This is a genomic window from Chitinophaga filiformis, assembly GCF_021646545.1.
Taxonomy (GTDB): domain Bacteria; phylum Bacteroidota; class Bacteroidia; order Chitinophagales; family Chitinophagaceae; genus Chitinophaga; species Chitinophaga filiformis_A.
Window position 1 is genome coordinate 193,155 of the sequence record NZ_JAKIRP010000012.1, and the last position, 23,129, is coordinate 216,283.

Annotated in this window: 16 protein-coding genes; 4 read left to right on the plus strand and 12 right to left on the minus strand. The window is 45.7% G+C overall.

What is annotated here, in order from left to right:
• Window positions 1-88: 88 nt before the first annotated feature.
• Window positions 89-1,741, minus strand: a complete 1,653-nt coding sequence (locus L3C95_RS25070) for a CTP synthase (protein ID WP_236391932.1) — start codon at window positions 1,739-1,741, stop codon at window positions 89-91.
• A gap of 300 nt (window positions 1,742-2,041) precedes the next feature.
• On the opposite strand from L3C95_RS25070, the gene L3C95_RS25075 reads away from it, so the two are divergent.
• Window positions 2,042-2,557 carry an acyl-CoA thioesterase gene (locus tag L3C95_RS25075; protein WP_236391934.1) on the plus strand — a complete coding sequence of 172 codons (516 nt, stop codon included), beginning with the start codon at window positions 2,042-2,044 and terminating at the stop codon, window positions 2,555-2,557.
• A gap of 54 nt (window positions 2,558-2,611) precedes the next feature.
• Here L3C95_RS25075 and L3C95_RS25080 read toward each other — a convergent pair whose 3' ends face one another.
• The 4 genes from L3C95_RS25080 to L3C95_RS25095 all read right to left on the minus strand — a co-directional run bounded on the left by L3C95_RS25080 (window position 2,612) and on the right by L3C95_RS25095 (window position 8,040).
• Window positions 2,612-3,280 (minus strand): HD domain-containing protein, encoded by a 669-nt coding sequence (locus L3C95_RS25080; RefSeq protein WP_236391935.1) that lies wholly within the window; start codon window positions 3,278-3,280, stop codon window positions 2,612-2,614.
• 1,163 nt (window positions 3,281-4,443) lie between these two features.
• A complete protein-coding gene (locus L3C95_RS25085) occupies window positions 4,444-5,025 on the minus strand; it encodes a bifunctional precorrin-2 dehydrogenase/sirohydrochlorin ferrochelatase (protein WP_236391937.1) in 582 nt (193 codons plus the stop codon).
• Between the two features lie 87 nt (window positions 5,026-5,112).
• Window positions 5,113-5,889: a uroporphyrinogen-III C-methyltransferase gene (gene cobA / locus L3C95_RS25090; protein ID WP_236391939.1), complete on the minus strand. Its 777-nt coding sequence runs from the start codon at window positions 5,887-5,889 to the stop codon at window positions 5,113-5,115.
• 36 nt (window positions 5,890-5,925) lie between these two features.
• Window positions 5,926-8,040 (minus strand): nitrite reductase, encoded by a 2,115-nt coding sequence (locus L3C95_RS25095; RefSeq protein WP_236391942.1) that lies wholly within the window; start codon window positions 8,038-8,040, stop codon window positions 5,926-5,928.
• 511 nt (window positions 8,041-8,551) lie between these two features.
• Between L3C95_RS25095 and hxpB the strand changes: the two genes are divergently transcribed.
• Window positions 8,552-9,211, plus strand: a complete 660-nt coding sequence (gene hxpB, locus L3C95_RS25100) for a hexitol phosphatase HxpB (RefSeq protein WP_236391945.1) — start codon at window positions 8,552-8,554, stop codon at window positions 9,209-9,211.
• 91 nt (window positions 9,212-9,302) lie between these two features.
• Here hxpB and rpsA read toward each other — a convergent pair whose 3' ends face one another.
• The gene (rpsA, locus tag L3C95_RS25105; RefSeq protein ID WP_106601976.1) at window positions 9,303-11,198 is read right to left on the minus strand and encodes a 30S ribosomal protein S1; all 1,896 of its coding nucleotides are present in this window, start codon (window positions 11,196-11,198) and stop codon (window positions 9,303-9,305) included.
• A 321-nt stretch (window positions 11,199-11,519) separates the two neighbouring features.
• Between rpsA and L3C95_RS25110 the strand changes: the two genes are divergently transcribed.
• Together L3C95_RS25110 and L3C95_RS25115 are read left to right on the plus strand one after the other, a co-directional pair.
• Window positions 11,520-12,296, plus strand: a complete 777-nt coding sequence (locus tag L3C95_RS25110) for a rhomboid family protein (protein WP_236391947.1) — start codon at window positions 11,520-11,522, stop codon at window positions 12,294-12,296.
• Window positions 12,297-12,343: 47 nt separating this feature from the next.
• Window positions 12,344-13,570: a 4-hydroxy-3-methylbut-2-enyl diphosphate reductase gene (locus L3C95_RS25115; RefSeq protein ID WP_236391949.1), complete on the plus strand. Its 1,227-nt coding sequence runs from the start codon at window positions 12,344-12,346 to the stop codon at window positions 13,568-13,570.
• A 225-nt stretch (window positions 13,571-13,795) separates the two neighbouring features.
• Here the strand turns inward: L3C95_RS25115 and L3C95_RS25120 are convergent, their stop codons facing one another.
• The 6 genes from L3C95_RS25120 to L3C95_RS25145 form a co-directional block, all read right to left on the minus strand.
• Window positions 13,796-14,557: a LytR/AlgR family response regulator transcription factor gene (locus L3C95_RS25120; RefSeq protein ID WP_236391951.1), complete on the minus strand. Its 762-nt coding sequence runs from the start codon at window positions 14,555-14,557 to the stop codon at window positions 13,796-13,798.
• Between the two features lie 18 nt (window positions 14,558-14,575).
• Window positions 14,576-16,498, minus strand: a complete 1,923-nt coding sequence (locus L3C95_RS25125) for a tetratricopeptide repeat protein (protein ID WP_236391953.1) — start codon at window positions 16,496-16,498, stop codon at window positions 14,576-14,578.
• Window positions 16,499-16,971: 473 nt separating this feature from the next.
• Window positions 16,972-17,661 (minus strand): (d)CMP kinase, encoded by a 690-nt coding sequence (cmk, locus tag L3C95_RS25130; protein ID WP_236391955.1) that lies wholly within the window; start codon window positions 17,659-17,661, stop codon window positions 16,972-16,974.
• 81 nt (window positions 17,662-17,742) lie between these two features.
• Entirely contained in the window at window positions 17,743-19,092 is a 1,350-nt protein-coding gene (locus tag L3C95_RS25135) for a hypothetical protein (RefSeq protein WP_236391958.1), read from the minus strand.
• 111 nt (window positions 19,093-19,203) lie between these two features.
• On the minus strand, window positions 19,204-20,772 hold the full coding sequence (locus L3C95_RS25140; protein ID WP_236391960.1) for a T9SS type A sorting domain-containing protein: 1,569 nt from the start codon (window positions 20,770-20,772) through the stop codon (window positions 19,204-19,206).
• Between the two features lie 229 nt (window positions 20,773-21,001).
• Entirely contained in the window at window positions 21,002-22,822 is a 1,821-nt protein-coding gene (locus L3C95_RS25145) for a hypothetical protein (protein ID WP_236391962.1), read from the minus strand.
• Window positions 22,823-23,129 lie beyond the last annotated feature (307 nt).

Below are 23,129 nucleotides of genomic sequence, written 5' to 3' on the forward strand. Positions count from 1 at the left end.
GTAAGTAAAAGCAACAAGCTTTCAGTTGTAATCAGCAAAGTTAATACCTCGCTGTTACCGCTGAAAGCCTGCAACTTATCAATATTCATTATTGGTGGGCAATCTTTTCTTCTGCAACTTTTGCCTTGTTGGTCTTGTCTTCTGCATACTGTTTGGCGGCAGCAATGAAGTGCACGAACAGTGGTGCAGGAGCTTCCACTGTGCTTTTCAGCTCAGGATGGAACTGACAGCCTACGAAGAATGGGTGATCGGGCAATTCTACCATTTCTACCAATCCGCTTTCCGGGTTACGGCCGGAAGGGATCATACCAGCCTTTTCGAAATCGGCCAGGTACTGTCCGTTGAATTCGTAACGGTGGCGGTGGCGTTCGCTGATGGTGGTACTGCCATAGATACCGGCGGCTCTTGAACCTGGTGTTAATTCGCAGATGTAAGCACCCAGACGCATGGTTCCACCTTTTACAGTGATCTTTTTCTGCTCTTCCATAAGACCGATCACCGCATGCGGCGTATCAGGATTCATTTCGGTAGAGTGGGCATCTTTCCAGCCTATTACGTTACGGGCAAATTCCACAACGCTCATCTGCATACCCAGACAGATACCGAAGAATGGCAGGTTATTCTCACGGGCATATTGTATAGCGACGATCTTTCCTTCAATACCACGATGACCAAAACCAGGCGCTACCAGCAGACCATCCAGGTTACGCAGCTTTTCTGCTACGTTCTCGTGAGTAAGGAATTCAGAATGAATGTTTTGTACCACTACTTTACATTCATTCATCGCCCCTGCATGAATAAATGACTCGAGGATAGATTTGTAAGCGTCCTGCAGTTCTACGTACTTTCCGATCAGACCGATGGTCACCTTGGATTTCGGATATTTCAGCTTATCCAGGAAGGCGCGCCACTTGGTCATATCCGGCTCTCTTTCAATAGGAATGTGCAGTTTCTTCATACAGATCACATCCAGTTTCTCGCGCAGCATTTCCAGGGGCACCTCATAGATGGTGCTCATGTCTGTAGCCTCGATCACAGCATCTACTGTCACATTACAGAACAGGGCTATTTTCTTTTTCAGATCATTATACATTGGCTCTTCCGTACGGCATACGATCACATCAGGATGTACTCCGTTCTCACTCATCATTTTCACAGAGTGTTGCGTAGGCTTGGTTTTCAATTCCTTAGCCGCACGCAGGTAAGGTATCAGGGTCAGGTGTACTACCAGACAATCCTGCTCGTCCAGTTCCCATTGTAACTGACGAACCGCCTCAATGTAAGGCAGGGACTCGATGTCGCCCACAGTACCACCCAGCTCGGTAATAACGATATCATATTTACCGTCTTTACCCAGCAGCAGGATCCTGCGTTTGATCTCGTCTGTGATGTGCGGTACTACCTGTACGGTTTTACCCAGGTAGGCGCCTTCACGCTCCTTGTTAATAACAGTCTGATAAATACGGCCGGTAGTCACGTTATTCGCCTGGGAGGTAGGCGTGTTCAGAAAACGTTCATAGTGGCCAAGGTCCAGGTCAGTTTCAGCGCCATCTTCGGTTACATAGCACTCACCATGTTCGTAAGGGTTCAATGTTCCCGGATCCACATTGATATATGGATCAAATTTCTGAATAGTCACTCTAAAGCCACGAGCCTGCAACAATTTCGCCAGCGAAGCAGCTATAATTCCTTTACCCAACGAGGAAGTCACACCTCCCGTAACGAAGATATATTTTGCCATAAAATCTAAAAATTCTGTAGAATATACTTGACCTAAAGAGAAGCGCCGGACGACTTTTGGTGTAACCAGTCAAGTAAAAATAACTTCCGAAGGTCATGCAAAGTTAAGACAAATTTAAAGTGCTCCAAAAGGGATTTTCATATTTCGTTGTAAGCACAAGTGTAACAAATTAATAATAAGACACTTCCAGTGAAAATTGGGGCTAATAATTTAATATCTTACCAAATCGTCCATCCGCAGTGCATTTCTTGTGTCTGTCAGGAAACTTCTTACTAATTTTGCGCCGTAATAAATCAGCATATGACATTAACGCCCAAGCGTGCGCATGACTCCATGATCCAGATGACGGAACTGGTTTTGCCTAACGATACCAACACTTTCGGCAACCTGATGGGGGGCCGCCTTATGTACTGGATGGACATAGCCGCGGCTCTCGCCACTATGAAACATTGCAGTGCACCGGTGGTAACTGCTTCTGTAGATAACATTTCTTTTGAAACACCCATTAAACTGGGTAACGTAGTACATATTGAAGCGAAGGTGAGCAGAGCGTTTTCCACCTCCATGGAAGTACATCTGCGGGTATGGGGAGAAGACCCGGTGCAGCAGTACCGCTATAAGTCCAACGAGGCCTTTATGACTTTTGTAGCGCTGGACCCCAATGGAAAATCCAGGCTGGTGCCACAGATCATCCCGGACACTGAAGAAGAGAAACAATTATATGAAGGCGCTATGCGCCGGCGCCAGTTACGCCTGATCCTGAGTGGTAAAATGAAGCCTCAGGACGCAGAAGAACTGAAAGCTTTGTTCATTTAAACTTATCAGTCTCTCCCCGGATCGTCTGCGTTTCGGGGAGAGCTTTTTAACCGGTCAGCTTTCCCCCTCCCACTCCTGGTAAAACTTCTCCAGGAAAGTCTCCATGAAAGCATGTCTCTCCATGGCCATCTGGCGGCCTGTTGCGGTATTCATCCTGTCTTTCAGCAATAACAGCTTCTCGTAAAAATGATTAATGGTCGGGGCAGTGCTCTGCTTATACTGTTCCTTTGTCATATAAAGGTCCGGGGCGATGCCAGGATCATATAAAGCCCTGTTCTTAAATCCACCGTAATTAAATGCGCGCGCAACACCGATAGCGCCGATAGCATCCAGTCGGTCCGCATCCTGTACTACGGCTAGCTCCGGGGAATAAAAAGTGCCGGTATTATGACCTCCCTTGAAGGAAATATGCATGATAATGTTTACCACGTGCTGGATAATCTCTTCCGACACACCGGCAGATTCCAGATAGGAACGGGCTTTCTGCGGACCAACATTTTCATCGCCATTATGGAATTTGGAATCGGCAATATCGTGCAGTAAAGCACTGAGTTCTACCACCAACAGATCTACCTGCTCGCCGGCAGCAATCTTCCTGGCCAGCTTCCATACCCTGTATATGTGCCACCAGTCATGGCCGCCTTCAGCGCCCGCCAGTTCCTTTTTTACAAATTGTTCTGTCTGATTGATCAGTTCTTGTGCGTCCGTATTGTATTGGCTCATAACGCCAAATATATTATTCTCCGTGGCAGCAGCAAAATGAGGGATTACAATAACAGGAAAAACGAAGAAAAGGAGAAACTGAAAAGGAGGCTCATAGCATATGTTGGTTTAGATACTTCATTTGTTGACAACCCTCCTTTCTGCTTTCGGTTTCTCCTCCCTGGATTCCGGCATGCAATTTAGAATGATCAGGGATCTTGCTTCACTAAGATCTTCTTCGTTTTTCCTTTTGAATGGTTTAGATATCCGTCGGACTAATTTGGTGCATGCAGCCATTCTGTTGTTATTGAGCTTTAATGGCGGTTGGTAATTACGATTTAGATTTAAAAAAATTGTCCCCCTTAAAGAAGGGGGCAGTAGCATCATCGCTGTTGCGATATAAATTCTGGTTGATAAAACTATAAAGAGCTGTCATAGCTGCTGAAAGATACCTTACCGAGGCCCCTTTCGAGCCCCGGCTTATAAGGTATATACTTCAGGGAAGCGGGAATACTTTTATATTGGCGCGGCGTAAGGCGGGAAAATTTATGAAACCCTGACTGCGAGGTCAAAAAAATTTGTTGGCCTTGCTGACCCTAGTACGGGGCTCTCCCCGCCTTTTACCGCTAAATAGTTCAATTACTGATATACCCTTTCGGTATATGTGTCTTTTAAAGTACGGAACCTGCTATCTCCGGATAATCAGACGATAGCCCTGTCCTCCTGGTTGGTCGTAGCATTTTTAAGGACTGACCGGCCTTTTCGATGGAAATATCCCGTTTAAGCACAATACCAGTATTATTGTAACGACCCTTCTTAATTATTAATCTGCTAAATCTATTCTTTGAAGCTATACGCATACAGAGAGAAACAACATATTATAAAAAGTGCAATCTTTTAAATAACCCTGACTTATACCCTAAAAAACAAACCATATCTCCGTTTTCTATCATAAATGTAGCACTCACAGTTTATATTTCACAATTATTTAAATCAAAATATAGATATATTTTTATTTATAATGTAATTAGAAAGTACTGAAAAGTAGATGAAAGAGGTTGAAACAGGAGCACTATTTTAACTGAAACAAATTGAATATTCTCCGCCGGGTTGGACACAGGAATGCCGCTTCTCACCGCGCGGTAATTTTAGGATGGGGAAGGTAAAAAGGGGAAATAATAGGGTTAATCTTTCCGGACCAGCACGTCAGTGATCCTGTTCAATTGCTTTACTTTTTCTGTAAAATCGCCTTTGATGCGGTCCCGGATCACCTGCAGCTTATCCAATACATCATTAAGAGAGCCAGGGATCACTTCCTGCAGTACTTCTTTGAGACGTTTAGCAACGGTGGGGGATTTCCCGTTGGTAGAGATGGCTATCTTGAGGTGGCCTTTTTGTACAATAGAACCTAAATAAAAATCGCACAGCTCAGGAGTGTCGGCTACATTGATCAATACCCGGCTGCATTTTGCCTTTTCCCATATGTACATGTTTAACTCCGCATCACCGGTGGCAGCAATGGCCAGGTCTTTCCCCAGCATATCACCGCAGGAGAATGGTTTCTGGATCAGTTCCACATTTGGGGCATGTTTTACGAGTGCGGTCAGTTCGGGCTGGAACCAGGTTGCAACTACCGTGATATTGGCCTCCGGACAGTTCTCCAATAAGGCATTTACTTTTTCATGACCTATATTTCCCCCTCCCACAACCAACACATGCAGGCGATTCAATTTAAAAAATACCGGGAAAAGATGATTTTCTTCCATAAAGGTGCGATTACTGAATACACATGGCAAATTACGTACCTGCCCATCACCTGGACTTCCCGTAATTTGTCATGTGTAATTTATGAGTTATACAGCTATTTTCAGTTGTTCTGCTATCCTTTCCTGTACTGCCTGGAAGGCTTCATGAAAACGCACTACTTCACCTACTACAATAATTGCCGGATTACGCAGATTGTCGCGTAAGGCTATTTCTTTCAGATCGGCTACATTTCCAATACCTATTTTCTGGTCAGGCAGTGTTCCATTCTGGATAATGGCGGCTGGCACGTTGCCTTTACCCTGTGCTACGTATGCTGCTGAGATCTCCTCCAATTTGCCCATCCCCATGAGTACTACCACGGTAGTATCTGCCTGGACAGCATAAGCCAGGTCACGGGCTAAGCTCCCACTCTGGGTGGTACCTGTCAGGACCCAAAAGCCCTCACTCACGTTACGCGCCGTAACAGGTATCCTGTTGATACCCGGTACAGAGATAGCACTGGTAATGCCTGGCACTACTTCCGTATCAATGTTGAACTGCTGGGCGAAGGTCAGTTCCTCCTGTCCGCGGCCGAATACGAAAGAGTCGCCTCCTTTCAGGCGTACCACGCTGCCATAAGTTAGTGCATATTTCACGATCATGCGGTTGATCTCATCCTGCGAGTACACATGCATACCCGCACGCTTGCCAACGAAGCGCTTCAGGCAGTTGCTAGGCGCATGCTCGAGCAGCTCATTATTGGAAAGCGCGTCATAAAGGATCACCCTTGCCTGCTGTATGGCTTTCAGGCCTTTTACAGTGATCAGCTCAGGATCTCCAGGTCCCGCGCCTACCAGTGTCAATTTCGGATGTATATTCTGCATAGTGTACGTTTAATAAGATGTGATAACCGCAGGCGTTTATTGCGCTACAACTGCTGCTGTCTGCTGTCTGTATGACTGCGCCTGCTGGTAGAAATCTGATGCCTGTTGATAATACTGTTTTGCAAAACTTTCAGAAGGCTCGTTCTGATTGATCTGCAATACAAGTGTCTTAAAGCTGCCATCCAGCGACCATTTACCGGTTTCTACAAAATGTTTGTCGAAATCGTTGATGATGCCTGTCTGTGTGTTACAGCTTACACCTTCACCCAGTAACAGTGCTTTCGCGGTCTGTACAAAAGTGGAGTAAGAATGGTAAATGCTGTCTGCATATTGCTTTTCATCCAGCGCTGTCTGGCTCCATTGCAGCTTCTCCTCGCCTTCAAAGAGAAGAGTAGCTACCAGGTCTATCACCACACTGGCACACTCGCCCACACCGATAGCAGTTGCGAATTTGTCGCCCTGTCCCCAGTCAACGAAATCCTCATCGATCAGCGTATTCAGGTCAGTTAGTGGTTTCAGGAGATCATAAAAATATTTCTCACCCTGACGGTCGTAATAGTCATTGAACTTCTCATCTTTCTGACCATTTGCTGCAAAGTCTTTCAGCAGGGAACGCAGTACGTCAGGACCTCTCTTACTTGGCACTTTGATCACTTTATCGGCAACACGGCCTACGCCGTTGCCAACAATACCACCGCCCAGGAGCACCTGTAAAGCAGGTAATACTTTACCTCCGCTTTTCAGTGAACTGCCATGGAAACCGATAGCCGCAATACCATGCTGACCACAGGAGTTCATACAGCCACTTATCTTGATCTTGATATCTTTATTATGTACCAGGTCAGGGAATTCTTCCTGGATCACCAGTTCCAGTGCTGTAGAGATACCGGTGCTGCTGGAAATAGCCAGGTTACAGGTATCGGTGCCAGGGCAGGCAGTGATATCTGCTATACTGTCAAAACCTGGTTCTGCAAAACCTCCCGCTTCCAGTACACTGAATACATAAGGCAGATGTGCAGGCTGGATATATTTCAGCAGTAAGCCCTGATTGGCAGTTACACGCACATCATTGGCCACGGCAGGTCTCAGACCTTCTATCAGCTGACGGGATATAACAGAACTGATGTTACCCAGCGGTACACGTACATAGGCAGCATAATAGCCGGTCTGACGCTGCTGGAAAACGTTAGTCTGTTTCCAGGCTTCATATTTCTTCGGATCCTTGATAGAATATGCTGGTAATACCGCGTCTGCAGCCGGCAGTTCCGGATCAGCCCAGGTATCGGCATCCACATGGAAGGATTTTGATTTAATAGCAGTACGCTCTTCATCTACCAGACGCTGAAATTCTTCAAACCCAATTTTCTGTATGAGGAATTTCATACGTGCCTTATGACGGCTGGCCCTTTCTCCATGACGGTCAAACACACGCAAAACTGCTTCTATATATGGAATGAGCTGATCTTCTTCCAGGAACTCATGGCCAACATGCGCCAGGTAAGGCTGCGCACCGAGGCCACCACCTACCAGCACCTTGAATCCGCGCACTTCCCTGCCGTTTTCCACACGTACCTTTGGTATTACACCGATATCGTGCATAAATGCCCAGGCAGTATCAGCGTCGCTGCTGGAAAAGGCCATTTTAAATTTACGTCCCATATCCTGGCAGATCGGGTTACGCAGGAAATACCTGAAGGTAGCATCTGCGTAAGGAGTAACATCAAACGGCTCTTCAGGGTCAATACCTGCCTTGTCGGAAGCTGTGATGTTACGAACAGTGTTACCACATGCCTCACGGATGGTGATATCGTCCAGATCCAGTTTGCTCCATAGTTCTGGCGTCCTTTCCAGGCTCACGAAGTGGATCTGAATATCCTGACGGGTGGTCAGGTGCAGGTTACCGGTAGAATATTCGTCAGATACGTCTGAGATACGTTTCCATTGTTCCAGCGTCATCTTGCCGTAAGGTAGCTTGATGCGGATCATCTGTACGCCTGCCTGACGCTGGCCATAAATACCTCTCGCCAGACGCAGACTACGAAATTTTTCTTCCGGGATCTGTCCTTCGCGGAATAAGCGGATCTTCCTCTCCAGTTCTATGATATCTTTCTCAACCACAGGATTTTCCAGTTCGGTTCTGAAGCTTTGCATAGTGAATATTTTCTTGGTGGTAAATTATCAGATATTAAAACGTTATACTTCCTTATCTTTTATAAAGCACAGAGCCTCCGCGCATTAGGTCGGAGGCTCTGTATATCTTGATTTGATTCCTGGTCGATCAATTTTCCTTATACATCTACGCCTCCCCGGCTACCATTACAATGGAGCAATGGCACCCATAACACAAAAACCCGCTATTCATCCCTATATTTCCCATTAATTTAGTAGACTATTACAAAGTTATAAATCTAAGCCAGAATTCCAAAAGTAATTTTGCCCTGTAAAACCCGAAGAAACAGCCCTTTGCCGGACCAGCCGGAACGGTATATTTTTCCTGAATCTGGCGGTATGCCTGCCTGCATTGGAAAGGAGGCCCACTATACCATCTGGCCGCCATAACCATTGATTATACAGGATAACTATTATTTATGCGGAAACGGCTCCGCATTACTTTCTCCCGTCTCTGTCTTAACTTTGCGACGCAAGAACAAATGAAAAGCACATGATAAATACGGTGATATTTGATATGGACGGGCTGTTGATCGATTCTGAGCCACTTTGGGGAAGAGCCATGAGAGAAGTCTTTGCGACAGTTGGCGTGGACCTTACCATGGAGCTGGCCAGCCATACAACCGGCCTTCGTACAGCAGAAGTTGTGGATTACTGGCATAATTACTTCAAGTGGGAAGGGAAAGACAACTCACAGGTTACCAACGAGATAATAGATGCAGTTATTAACAAGATATTGGCAGAAGGCGAAGCAATGGAGGGACTGGAATATATACTGGACTATTTCACAAAAAAGAACTTTAAAATAGGGCTGGCATCTTCTTCTCCCCTGCGACTGATCGAATCTGCGGTTGATCACATGGGCATCAGGGATCGATTCCATGCCATCTCTTCAGCAGAATTTGAGTCGCACGGCAAACCTCACCCCGCGGTGTACCTGACTTGTGCCAAAAAACTGGGCAGCACTCCACTGGAATGCGTAGCTTTTGAAGATTCGGTAACAGGCATGACGGCCGCCAAAGCTGCCCGCATGAAAACAGTCGTAGTACCGGAGGCGCATAACCGCCAGAACAAACGATATGCATTAGCAGATGTACAGCTGGATTCTCTGCTGGAATTCAATGACGACATATTAGCGCGTCTCCAGGCCTAAGGGGAAACTTCACTTGCGCTAAACAACCTATAAAGAAGAAGGGTGTTCTGTTACCAGAACACCCTTCAGTATTTCAACAACCTAAAAAAGATTATTCACCTTTCTTTTCGTCGCCTTCATCCTTCTTCAGCTTCTCTCTCAGTTCAGCCAGTGCACCCAGATCACCAAGTGTAGCTTTTTCTACCTTGCTCTGGATGGTTTTCACAGCTTTACGAGTTTTGTCAGCATCAGCTCTCTTTTCTTTGGCAACTGCTTCTTTCTCCTCGTTTTTAGCCTGTTCCCACACTCTTGTATGAGACACCAGTATACGTTTTTCGCTGCGATCGAATTCGATGATCATGAATTCTTTCACATCTTCAACGCTGATTGGTTTCTCATCTTCAGTGCGCAGGTGACGTGCAGGAGCGTAAGCTTCCAGACCATATTGCAGTTGAACAGTAGCACCTTTTTCATCTTTCTTCACTACAGTACCTTCATGAACGGATCCAATCGGGAAGATAGTTTCGAAAGTGTTCCAAGGATCTTCTTCAATCTGTTTGTGGCCCAGGCTCAGTTTACGGTTATCCTTATCGATACCCAGGATCACTACCTCGATTTCGCTACCCACTTTAGTGTATTCACTTGGGTGGTTGAAGCGTTTGATCCAGCTCAGGTCAGAGATGTGGATCATACCACCGATACCGGTTTCCAGCTCAACGAATACGCCATAAGGAGTGATGTTCTTCACGATACCTTTGTGACGGCTGTCCAGCGGGAATTTAGTTTCGATAGTAGCCCAGGGATCTTCTGTCAGTTGCTTGATAGACAGGCTCATCTTACGCTCTTCCTTGCTCAGGGTCACTACCACTGCTTCGTATTCTTCGCCTAATTTGAAGAATTCTTTAGCATTGATAGGAGTAGAAGCCCAGGAGATCTCAGATACGTGTACCAGACCTTCTACACCAGGCAGAATTTCCAGGAATGCACCGTAATCTTCGATGTTCACTACCTTACCTTTTACGCGCGCACCTTCAGTGATGTGTGCAGGCAGGGTATCCCATGGGTGAGGAGTAAGTTGTTTGTAACCAAGGCTGATACGTTTTTTCTCGTCGTCGAAGTCCAGTACCACCACATTGATCTTCTGATCCATCTGGAGCACTTCGCTTGGGTGAGAGATACGTCCCCAGCTGATGTCGGTGATGTACAGCAAACCATCCAGACCACCGAGGTCGATGAATGCGCCGAAATCTGTAATATTCTTGATAGTACCTTCCAATACCTGGCCTTTTTCCAGTTTGGAGATAATATCCACTCTCTGCTGCTCGATATCGCTTTCGATAAGCGCTTTGTGAGAAACAACTGCGTTCCTGATAGCCTCGTTAACCTTAACCACCTTGAACTCCATTGTTTTGCCTACAAACTGGTCGTAGTCGGTTACAGGCTTAACATCGATCTGAGAACCTGGCAGGAATGTTTCCATACCATAAACGTCTACGATCAAGCCGCCTTTGGTTTTGCTGGTAACAGTACCAGTAACCACTTCGCCGGTTTTGTAAACTTCCACGATTTTTTCCCATGCACGCTGCTGGCGAGCCTGTTTACGGCTCAGGTGCAGGTTACCATCGCGGTCTTCTTTTTCAACAACCAGTACTTCAACTTCATCACCTACTTTCAGTCCCTGCAGATCACGGAATTCGTTCAGAGAGATCAGACCGTCAGATTTGAAGCCGATGTTGATCACAACGTCCGTTTTGGTCAGACCAACTACGGTACCTGTGAGCAGGCCGTTTTCTTCGATCACTTTAAAAGTGTTGTCGTACGTTTCATCGTACTTCGCTTTTTCTTCTTTGCTGTAAGAAGAAACATTGCGTTTGTCCACGCTCCAGTCGAAATCATCGTGAGCGGTTTCTACAACAGGCGCCTTTTTTGTCGCTGTTTCTACCTGAGCTGCTGCTGCAGGTACCTGTTGTTCAGCGTTTTGTTCGTTAGTAATGTTGTTTTCTGCCAAAATTTGGTTCCTCCTTTTGTGTTAAATTCTCCCGGATTTTAGGCCCGAAAGTTTTAATTGGAGGGCAAAGATACTTAATAATCATTAAAAAATAAGCAATTTTCACATGTTTAACACACCAGCTACCCATCCTCCCCTCCCCATCATCCGGGGCTTGTTTGCTTCAAAAAAATGTGCCGCTAAATAGATTTATGATTGCGGATTTTGTACTAATTTTCAAGTATGAACGGGACCTCATTCAGCTCTGATATTCGCTACTGGCTTAGACAAGGAAATACAATTAACCATCTTCTTTTCTGGAATATAATTGTTTTCCTCGTCATGGGAACTGTGTACCTGATCGGCAAAATTGCACCAACCACAGGCTTCCTTTCCGCACTTCTTTTTGACAATCTTTCCCTGCACGCCAATGTGTATGCTTTCATGCGGAAGCCATGGGGGTTATTGACCTACATGTTCACACATCTGGAATTTTTACATGTACTCTTCAATATGCTGAACCTTTACTGGTTCGGTAATATCTTCAGGTCTTTCCTCGGCAATCAGCGGGTACTGCCGCTTTACCTGCTGGGAGGGATCATGGGAGGTGTTGCATACCTGCTCATATACAATCTGGCCTTCGGCGGCGTAAATGCACCCATGATCGGCGCTTCGGCCTCCGTCATGGCCCTGCTTATCGCCTGCGCCACCAAGCTGCCCAACTACGAGATCGGCCTGCTATTTATCGGTTCCATCCGCCTCAAATGGCTGGCGCTGATCGTTATTATACTGGACCTCATCTCCCTTACACAGGGCAATGTAGGCGGTATCGTAGCCCATATGGGCGGCGCACTGACCGGCTTTATCTATATCAAATTCCTGAACAGCGGCACTGATATCTGTCAGCCGCTTATATGGCTGTTTAACCGCCGTCTGCGGGTCGAAACACCCAAACGGTCATTTAAACCTAAAAAGTCTCCCCTTAAGCTTGTAAAGCCCAACCAGGAAGAAAATAAACAACTCCGCCTGGACCAGCTGCTCGATAAAATAAACGACAATGGCATCGACAGTCTTAGCCCCGAGGAAAAAGCATGGCTGAAGAAAATGAGCCAGGAATAAATGGCCATGTATACCAGCCATTCAAAATATGTAACTTTGCCGCCAAGATGAAAACATTTAACGTTCCTATTATATATCGCAGCCCGCTGATCACGGCTATTAAAAACCGCCGTAAGCAGCAGGACCGCATGAAGAAGGATTTTACACCTACCGTGTTGGATTTTGGCCCACTGAAAATATTGCTGGCCCGCCACTTCGGCTTTTGCTATGGCGTGGAAAATGCCATTGAGATCGCATTTAAGACAGTAGAAGAGAATCCCGGAAAAAGGATCTTCCTGCTCAGCGAAATGATCCATAATCCGCATGTCAATAACGACCTGCTGGCGAAAGGTGTGCAATTCATCATGGATACCGCCGGTAAACAACTGGTGCCCTGGGAAGAACTGACGCCGGAAGATATTGTGATCATCCCCGCCTTTGGCACCACCCTGGAAATAGAAGCGAAACTGAGCTCCCTGGGCATTGCTCCCCTGCAGTATAACACCACCTGTCCCTTCGTGGAAAGGGTATGGAATAAGGCAGAACAGATCGGACAACAGTCCTATACCGTGATCGTACACGGTAAGCCCGGACATGAAGAAACCCGCGCTACGTTCTCCCACAGCCGCAGTAATACCCCCACAGTAGTGGTGAAGGATATGGAAGAAGCTCGCCTGCTGTCCACTTTTATCACCGGAGAAAGACCCGCTGATGAATTTTACGCCCAGTTCAAAGGACAATATTCTGAAGGCTTTGATGTAACACGCGACCTGCAGCGTGTAGGTGTTGTGAACCAGACCACGATGCTGGCTACCGAAACTCAGGCCATCGCCGATTATATCAAAAACGTGATCATGGACAGGTATGCCCTCAATCCTGAAAATGTGGGTGAACGTTTTGCCGATACCCGTGACACACTTTGCTACGCCACCAATGATAACCAGAGCGCAGTAACCGGCCTCTTACAGGAAGAAGCAGACCTTGCTATCGTTGTAGGCGGATATAACAGTTCCAATACATCCCACCTGGTAGAACTATGCGAGGTAAAGCTGCCCACCTACTTCATCTCCTCAGATGAAAAACTGGTAGCCGCCAACGAAGTATATCACTGGGATTTTCATCACAAACAGGAGTTGCATAGCCGCTCTTTCCTGCCTGCAAAGGAACCGGTGACCATCCTGCTGACAAGCGGCGCCTCCTGCCCCGATGCACTGGTGGAAGCAGTGATCAGAAAACTGCTGTCATTTTATGATCTTGAATATAAAATGGAAGAACTGGCAGCGACCTTTGCCTGAGACTGACTTTATTTACCGCAAATATGTTATTAAAGTAAAAAAGACACCATGTGGTGTCTTTTTTCTTTGGGGCTAATCAATGCTAGTAATGCAGAGAAAAAAAATTTTATATAGTAATAAGTTTAAACCTGAACCAAAATTAGCTGTTAGGCGATAAGCGCGCAACAGAGACTTATTATCCGGTGGTCTATTTCCTGTAAGTGGCGTAAAACAGATTAAATCTGGTTAGAACTGCATCGCCTTTTTCAGGAAATCAGCTTTCCGCCTGCGGGATATTTCTACCTGCGTTCCATCACTCATCAATGCAAACCCGCCCTCACCCTGAATATAAGATTGCATCTGCTGTAAATTGATCAGGTGTGAATTATGCACCCTGAAAAAGTCAACATCTGTCAGTAACTCCTCAAATTCTTTCAATGGTCTCGATACCATCAGGTTCTTCTTATCCGTAAAAAAGATACGGGTATAGTTACCCGTGGATTCACAACGCACAATATTCTGTACCGGCATAAATACCAATCCGTTAATGGTAGGCAGGGCTATCTTCTTATGTGTCTGATGCAGGGTTTTCATATTCTGTAAAAACACTTCCAGCGGCGACGTGGAGTTTTCCGTTTGTCCGTTACGTCGGCTGATGCATTTCTGCACAGCATCCTGCAACTCTTTTATACTGAACGGTTTCAACAGATAGTCCAGCGCGTTGAACTTGATAGCTTTCAGCGCATATTGTTCATAGGCGGTAGTAAATATTACATCAAAAGTGATCTTATCGAACAGCTTCAACAGTTCAAAACCATTCTGGTGAGGCATTTCAACATCAAGGAAAACTACATCGGGTTGCAGTTCGGTGATCAGGTCTTTCGCTTCTTTTACACTGTTAACTCCTCCCAGCACAGTTACTTCCGGGCATTTTTTCTGAAGCATTGTCTGAAGAGCATCTATACAGTGTTGCTCATCATCAACGATGATTGCTTTAATTTCGCTCATGCTGTCTTTGTAGGTTTTTTAAAATATGAATTCTACCGGTAAGATGAGTTTCACCTGTGTACCCATGGCTTTCCCAGTTTCATCTTCCAGGTCCGTTATATTTACGTCTGCTTCCTTGGTATTATTGATCTTTCTGATAAGGTCTATTCTTCCCTCTGTTACTTTCATGCCCATTGAGCGATGGGTTTGTCCTTTTTTCTCCTTTATTTCTACTGCTTTTTTTCGACCAATACCATTATCCGTTACCGTGCAGGTCAGGGTTTTCCCTTTTACAGAAACGGCTATTTCCAGTAGTCCTTTTCCGGACTTATGCACCAGTCCGTGCCAGATAGCATTTTCTACATACGGTTGAATGATCATTGGAGGGATCATTACCTCCTCCTCGTTAATATCTTCGGCTACAGTGATCCGGTATTCAAATACATCATTGCAGCGCAATTTTTCAAGATCGAGATACAGGCGTAACGATTCCAGTTCCTTATTCAAAGATATGAATGTGTATTGCGTATTATCAAGAATCATTCGCATTAACCGGGAAAATTTGGTCAGATAGTCAGAAGCCTCTTCCTGGTTGTTGCTCCAGATAAACCGGTGAATGGAGCTTAAGGAGTTGAAAATAAAATGCGGGTTCATCTGCGCACGCAGGGAACGCAGTTCCAGTTGCAGGGTTTGCTTATTGGTTTCCAGGTTCCTGTGCCGGATGTAAAAGAACCCTCCTATGGCCACCATCAGCACAAATCCCGCCATCGACAATGTGTATACTACATTCCGTTTGGTACGTAATTCACTCATCTGCTTATCATGTTCCAGCAGTTTGATCTGGTTGTCCTTACGGTCTACTTCATAAACAGCCTGAGTCTGCGCCCATGCCAGCGACGACTGTTCTTCCAGCAGGGTATCTTTATAGACGAGCGACTTTTCCATGGCTTCCATGGAGCGCTTGAAGTCCCCTTTCGCCTTGTAATTGTCCGCAACGGCTTTATAAGCCTCCATCAACAGGTATTTGAAACGCCACGTCTGACACAGATCTATACATTGCATGAAGTATTTATTCGCCTCATCATATTTTCCCTGCAGGCTCCATAGTTTCCCGATGTTCAGATAACTTTCCGCCACATGCACTTTATCATCCACATTACCGTTCACTTCCAGGGCTTTATTCAGGTATTCATGAGCACGCGCATAGTCTTTTTTCTCTTTGTAGGCAGAGCCCAGGGAATTATAACAGATAGCCAGCCCGATGCTGTTATTCAATTGCTGGTTCACTGCCAGTGATTTCTTGTAATAATCAATGGCAAGATCCAGTTTACCCAGCCCCTGGTACGCATACCCGATATTACCAAGGTTAATGGCTACCCCCAGGGAATTTTTACTTTGTTTTTCGAGCTCGAGGGCCTTTTCGAAGTGCCTGATGGCCTCCGCATATTTTTCAGTGGAGAGTTTAATATTGCCAATACTATTGATGGCAATGCAGATGTTGCGGATGTCGTTGATCTTTTCTGCCAGCTGAAGCGCTCTGAAATGATAATCAAATGCTTGTTCCAGCTGGTCGTCCATCCTACGGTAATCCACCCCCGTATTGTTCAGGGCGTTACAAAGCCACAGGTCATTCCTGGCTTCTTCAGCATATTTAACCGCTTTCTGGTGATAGTCAGCAGCAAGCAGGTACTCAGATTTGTTTCTTTTTGAAATGCCGGTCTCAATATAAGCATTGAAGATCCCCTGCGTATATTTTATACGCTGAGAAAGGGTTATTGCTTCCTGGAAAAAGAGGTTTTCCATCCCACGTTTGTCAAAGTATCTTCCCAGTGATTTACCCTTATCTATAAGCCAGTTTACTTTACTGGTGTCGCCGGGAAGTTTTCTGGCAGAATCGAGCGTCCGGTATACGAGGGCAGAATCCTGCGCCAGTGTAATGTTCCCCTTTACAAACAAAAGCAAGAAAAGTAGATAGAAATAGCCTTTAAACATGCATCAGCCAGGTAATACTCACAAGTTAATTAAAAAAGCGAAAGGGCGAAAGAATTCGCCCCTTCTTCCTATTAACCGAATACACCTACTGAAAATATGGAACAAGACAGGATCCCTGTCCTGCACCACATTAAGTTTAATAAATATCAGCCCACAAAGCACGGATATATATGTATTTTACTAGCTTCGAAACGGTTAATAGCAACAGGTCCGTTGGATATAGTTATAAAAAGACCATTGCTGATCCCTTATGACTTCTCTTGACCACGTTGGGAATAATTTATATAGTATATCGCGGTGCACTGTATGAACCGGTCAACACAATAGCATTAAATAATTGCAGGAAATTCTAGAGGATGTGGAAAATTACCAATGGGTTTCTTCCTGGCTTACACCAGGAACATAACAAATTTAAAAAGGATTTCTTAAAACTAAAAATAAATTCAGGAAGATTGCACCAGTACAACATCGTCCACCCATTGCAATACCAGCTTCAACTGTTCATCCGGGGTTAACTGGCTGTTGTCCAGGATGATAGCATCCTCCGCCTTCCGTAATGGACTGATCTCTCTGTTGGTGTCGATATAATCTCTCAGCTCGAGGTTTTCCTTCACTTCGTGGATGCTGATATTCTTATTTTTGGCATATAACTCCTTGAACCTGCGTTCTACACGGATGGCAGTATCTGCGGTCATAAATATCTTCAACTCAGCATGGGGGAAAACGGTAGTTCCGATATCACGTCCATCCATCACTATCCCCTTTCTGGCGCCCATTTTCTGCTGCTGCGCCACGGCAAATTCACGTACTTCCTTCACAGCTGCTACTTCACTCACTTTCTCTGCCACCAGCATCTCGCGGATCATGTGTTCCACATTTTCCCCGTTGAGGGTAATTTCAGACGCCTGGCTCATTGGGTTGAATTCGAACTCCAGGTGAATATCACGCAGGGCAGCCTTCACAGCGTCATGATCAGCCCAGTCTATCCGGTTCTGAATAAAATACAGGGTTATTGCACGATACATCGCTCCACTGTCTATATACACATAGTCCAGCTCTCCGGCCAATTGCTTGGCCAGCGTGCTCTTTCCACATGAGGAGTAACCATCTATCGTGATAATAATCTTTTTCAAAACCCAGTAATTAAATAACTATATGAAGAATAGACGGTGTAAAGTTAAAAGAAATTTGGAAAAATGGAACAAGATTGCCGGTTATATACCTGCAATGATCCACCAGTTACCACCATCTGACTGAATGGTATAAGAAACTCTCTGACCACTGGTTAATGTCACACTGGTGCCATTTGCATCGATCTGGCCTCCGCCCGAATTAATTACAAGTATACCAGAGCTGGCTTTTTTAATGACATATATCCGGCCAGAGCAGGAATTGGCAGCCGGTAACGTGATCGTAATATCTGCACCGGTGTTTTTTACAACAGTATAATCGTTCTCGGTCAATGTCGTGTTAGAGCCAGCGCCGCGGATCGGCATACTGAAACTGCCGTTAATATCCACAGTGGAAGTAGGGGTATTGGTCTTTACCCCTAAGCGCTTGCCTGTATTATTCCAGAAAAGGTTGGCGTTGTCCTGCCCTACTTCTGTAGACGCATCACTGGTAATGTTTCCGAATATGATAGACCCATTGGAAATGTTGGTATTTCCGTTGGTCATAATGGCCTTATACCAGCCATTGATGGCATTTGTACCCAGTGGAGCGGTAATACCCGTCCACTCTTTTAGCGCCAATGTATTCTTATCGAAATACAACTGAGTTGTAAAGCCGCCATTATTGCCCTTAAACGCCATTACACTCCAGGCATGTGCACCCGTACCTGCCGGACCATTGGTAACTACCCCGGTTACAGGACTGGCCCATATTTTCATACGGGTAGTAGACCCGGCAACATCTGCATTACCAACATCATTGGTGGTAAGTGTACCATAGGTCGCACCTCCATCGTTATCTGTATTTGACTCCCAGGCCGTTCCATTCCATTTCAGCACTTCTCCGCTCAGCGGCGCTTTGCCAGACACTCTCATACCTATCAGTTTCGAAGCATTCCAGATAGAGAGCGCACTGTCCGCATACAGCGTACCTCCCGTGTTCAGTTTAAGACTGTTATCCAGCGAGACTTCCTGTGTACTACCAGCACCTGCTGTATACCTTCCCAGCAGTCGCTGTGTATTGATGTTCTGCATTTTTGCAAAGGTCACTGCCTGGTTACTGATCGTACTCGCTACTGTACCTGTTCCGGTTCCGGTAACGTCTCCGGTCAGGGTAAGGGAAGAACTACCTGAGCCAAGACTTTGCCATTTTCCCAGTGAACGGACACTCAAACTATTATTGAGCGTCAGATATATCAGCATTCCATCGGGTGAACTTTTAATTGTTGCCGATGTAGTGTCGCTGATACGCGGCAATAACAATCCCTGTGAGCCACTTTCCAGTTCCAGCAATGCTGATTTCCTTATCACACTGGGATTGCTCCCCAGCTTCAACTGCTGTGCGTAAGATAATGTAGTCACCGAAAGGAATAATAGCGTTAATATCTTCTTCATATTTCTGAGCAATTTCTGAAATAGAGCAGGAAAGACCCAGATAGTATTACCTGCATACCTCCTGCAATGTTTATATGATGTCTTTATCCTCTAAGAGATAAATCATAAGTATCAATGATCTATTACGATTACTTTGCAGACATAAGCCTGTTTCTTCGTCTCTTTATGTGTCAATGTCAGGAAGTAAGTACCGGTAGGCATATCCTTGATGTGTACTTCCGTCTGACCCACCATTTCCATTCTCCGTACCTGCTGACCCCATGTGTCAAATACCTGTACGATCAGCGGTGTCTTAATACCTCTGACAGTTACCTTGAAGTCGCCATAGTTCGGGTTCGGGAATACCGTAGCCTGGATCAGCGGCCCTACTTCTCTTACATCTGTGTATACATATTTTCCGGTAGCTGATACTGCCTTGATGCGGTAAAAGCTCCATCCGTCATAGTCGTTGGTATCCTGGTAATAATAGTCAAGACGCGTAGTACTGTAACCTCCGGGCGCCTTTGTTGCCACAGTGGCAATTTTCTTGAACGCTGTTTCATTATCGAGCATCCGCTCTATTTCAAATACAGCATTGTTAGTCTCACGACTGGTGGTCCATACCAGATCGACCAGTGAATAACTTACACGATACGCGTTAAAGTGAATGATATCTGCCGGCAGATAACTATATGACAGAGAGGTCAGCTTTGCAAAGTAAATGTTTGTACCAATACCGGCAATCCCACGGGAATGCATGGTAGCCTGCTGCGACATGGGCTGCGTTGTCAGCGTACCAGGCACCATATTATCATTCACCGCCTTACGTATTTCCCAGTCAGTGTCGAGAAAACGGCTGATATAACTGCTGTTACGGTTTACATTATACTCCGGCGCCTCATCAGCATCCATGTGCTGCAGTGTGATGCTGGTCAACCCTGTACCGTTGGCTTCCTGACCCAGGTTCCAGGTTTTGAATACCACACTGTCATAAAGCGTTCTGCCGGTTATGGCACGCAGGAATACGCTGTCAAAAACCCTGGCTTTAAAATCTTCCGCAGTGCCTTCATAACGTACACCGGCAGGTGCATAGTTTGTAGCACTGGTACCCACGGGAAATACTACCTGTCCTGCGCTGCTGTTCAGTTTTGCACGATAAAGGAAACCACCTGCTGTTTCTGTTCCGGTAACAATGAAACGTTGATCACTATACCCCGTAATGGAGCCCGGATTATCAGTCCCAACCATCAGGTTCCATCCATTCAGGAATACATGACCGTTGGTTAACTGTAGTGTATTTCGTATATGCAGGTCGTGCAGGTCTGCAAGCACAACACCATTGGCGTTATTAACCTCCAGGTTAGGGAAACTGGCTCCCGTCTTTCCGGCAACATTGTAGCCGCCGGCAATGATCTGCTGTCCGCTTTTACTCATAAAACGGAAAATGCCCCCGGTACCTTTAAGGCCGGAAGGACTTTCATCAGATAATAAAGCAGTATAACTATTCGTCCACTGTTTCCCCAGGAAATAAAGCACAGAAGCCGGACTGGATCCCAGCATACCGTCGTTGGTAACGTCTCCGAAAAAGGCGACATTACCAAAGCTCCACACCTTGCCGTCGGGCGGTATGTATGCTGCGTTCTGAGCTATAGTACTTATAGAAAGAACCACTAAACATAATATGAGTAAATATCTCTTCATGCAGGGTATTATGCTTTTTGTTTCAACCTCACTTCCCATTGCATCCGTAGCAACTGAAACGTATCATATCCGGCAGGTGCTACGGCACAGATATTACGGCTCCGGACTTAAGCAAGGTTCCGGATCGCTATAGTATTGAATGTAGAGATCTTGCGTGTCTCAGGAAATACAGCAATAAAAAATTTAACAGGAGCAGTCTTTTACTGCCCCTGTTATGCCAGTATTTTTCTTATTTCCTGATAATGTACCAGTTCACACCATCTGTCTGGATAGTGATGAAGGTCCAGTCATTGTAGATCATGTAGCTGGCGCCACCTTCAATAGTACCTGCACTTGGCTGTACGGTAACTGCATTGTTAATATCACCTGTACCGATCTTTTTGATGGTATAGATACGACCCGCAATGGCAGCTGAAGGAGCAGGCAGCGTGATGGTCAGTGCACCGCTGGTAGCATCTGCCAGTACCGTGTTGTCAGTATCGTTGATTGCGTATGAAGTAGTAGTCTTTGTAATTCTCATCTGCACAGAACCATTCACTTCCAGGGTGGAATTGGCTTGTGTCGTCTTACCTACAGCAACAGCAGCAGCGAAGCTCTTGTTACCAGCAAAGCTCTGATTGCCGGTAGATACAACGCCTCGTTGAGCAGCAGTATGAGAAGCATCCACAGCGCTTGCATTAGGCAGGTTGAAAGACACATCATTAGCTGTTGCCTGTATGTCGAAGTTCGTACCAACGCTATCTGTTTTGAATGCTACGTTCACATTGTCAGTAGTACCTGTACCTGCCTGGATAGTACGGATCGCTTTTGCGATAGCATCCAGGTCGAATGGCCTTTTTGTAACAGTGCTACCTTCACGTACCAACACATCATAAGATGCAGCAGTAGCAGCATTGGCCACGCTGTTCAGTGTCAGTGTACCATTGAGCGTAGTTCCATTGGAAACTGCCAGTGTATTTAATGTAGTAGCACCAGACACACTGAGATCATTTCCCAGCGTAGTTGCACCGGTCACGCCAAGTGTATTGTTAACCGTAGTAGCGCCGTTCAGTGTAGCAGCACCTGTTACAGTCAGTGTATTGCCCAGTGTAGCAGCACCGGTAACGCCTAACGTAGTGCCAACATTTACCGCACCATTGAAGGTCTTGTCGCCAGCGAATGTCTGTGCACCGGTGGTTACAATACCCGCCAGTGTAGCGCTTGCAGCAGTCAGTTCCAGTTTATAGCTGGCTGTCGGTGCATCATATGTGATACGGCCACCTCTGTTTTCCTGGCCAGCAGCGATAGCTGTGATGAAATCAGCGATGGACAGATTAGTACCGCTTGACAGGGCCTGTAATTTATCCCAGTCAGATTTTTTCATAAAACCATAAGGAGCAGTAGCAGTAGGAGCCATAATAGGCGCATTCACTGTAATTTCTCCTGTAGTGGTGTTTTCACCAATGTTGAAGGTAGCATGTGCAGAATCCGCATTAGCGAAGATGTTATCTGCCAGATCTCTGAAGGCAGTCTGAGGTATTGTTCTTTTTGAAACGATACCTGTACCGCTTAACATCAGTACTTCCAGCAGGGTATTGTCCTGGTTTACGGTTGAAAGTTTCACCTGTCTGTCGGCCTGGATACCAATTGCTTCAACACCGTTAGTACGGATAGAAAGCGGATTTGCATCTGCAGTACCCAGATAATCAGCTGCTGTGGTGCCGGTATTTCCTTTCAGGCTCCAGTTGGCCAGCGCATCAGCGCTGCTGGCAATTTTTACCCAGGCGCCGCCTTTTCTCATGTATACCCCTTCAGTGGTCGTACCGCTGGCCAGGTATACGATCATACCATCCACAGCATCAGTTCCGATAGCAGCATCGATCGCTGTGAAGTTTGGAATTCTTGGCAGCAAGAGACCCTGCTTGTTGCTGCTCAGCTCCAGGATAGCTGACTTAGTTATCTGGGAAGGATTGTCACCGATTTTCATCTGTGCCTGAACTGCCGTAGCTGCCAGGGTCATACCTCCAGCTAAAAGGAGCGTGCGTGAAGTGTTGCGTATAACTAATTTCATAGTATAGGGATAGATAGATTTTTTATCCGTTAGTAAATAATAACCATGATTTGTTTGCAAACGAAAACACGCATCTCTCATGCGCATACAGCAGCCATTAAAGTTTATCCGTTTTTTTGAGGCAAACCGTTTGACTGTTAACCCCGTTTGCACCGGGCTTTAGGTTTAACAGTATGAAGACTGGTTAAAAAGGTTGGTTAAGAAAGAAAGGATGTTGTCCACTTGTTCGTTTACGAGACTATATCACCAATGTGATTGTCCACCTTGCATGATGCAAATATCTAATATTAATAATATTAACCCTATG

Bases quoted from the DNA above. Each gene is read 5' to 3' on its own strand.
- cobA (WP_236391939.1), bottom strand. From the start codon at position 5,889: ATGCAGAATATACATCCGAAATTGACACTGGTAGGCGCGGGACCTGGA.
- L3C95_RS25140 (WP_236391960.1), bottom strand. From the start codon at position 20,772: ATGAAGAGATATTTACTCATATTATGTTTAGTGGTTCTTTCTATAAGT.
- L3C95_RS25075 (WP_236391934.1), top strand. From the start codon at position 2,042: ATGACATTAACGCCCAAGCGTGCGCATGACTCCATGATCCAGATGACG.
- L3C95_RS25085 (WP_236391937.1), bottom strand. From the start codon at position 5,025: ATGGAAGAAAATCATCTTTTCCCGGTATTTTTTAAATTGAATCGCCTG.
- L3C95_RS25080 (WP_236391935.1), bottom strand. From the start codon at position 3,280: ATGAGCCAATACAATACGGACGCACAAGAACTGATCAATCAGACAGAA.
- L3C95_RS25095 (WP_236391942.1), bottom strand. From the start codon at position 8,040: ATGCAAAGCTTCAGAACCGAACTGGAAAATCCTGTGGTTGAGAAAGAT.
- L3C95_RS25135 (WP_236391958.1), bottom strand. From the start codon at position 19,092: ATGAAGAAGATATTAACGCTATTATTCCTTTCGGTGACTACATTATCT.
- L3C95_RS25145 (WP_236391962.1), bottom strand. From the start codon at position 22,822: ATGAAATTAGTTATACGCAACACTTCACGCACGCTCCTTTTAGCTGGA.
- L3C95_RS25070 (WP_236391932.1), bottom strand. From the start codon at position 1,741: ATGGCAAAATATATCTTCGTTACGGGAGGTGTGACTTCCTCGTTGGGT.
- L3C95_RS25110 (WP_236391947.1), top strand. From the start codon at position 11,520: ATGGGAACTGTGTACCTGATCGGCAAAATTGCACCAACCACAGGCTTC.
- L3C95_RS25120 (WP_236391951.1), bottom strand. From the start codon at position 14,557: ATGAGCGAAATTAAAGCAATCATCGTTGATGATGAGCAACACTGTATA.
- L3C95_RS25115 (WP_236391949.1), top strand. From the start codon at position 12,344: ATGAAAACATTTAACGTTCCTATTATATATCGCAGCCCGCTGATCACG.
- hxpB (WP_236391945.1), top strand. From the start codon at position 8,552: ATGATAAATACGGTGATATTTGATATGGACGGGCTGTTGATCGATTCT.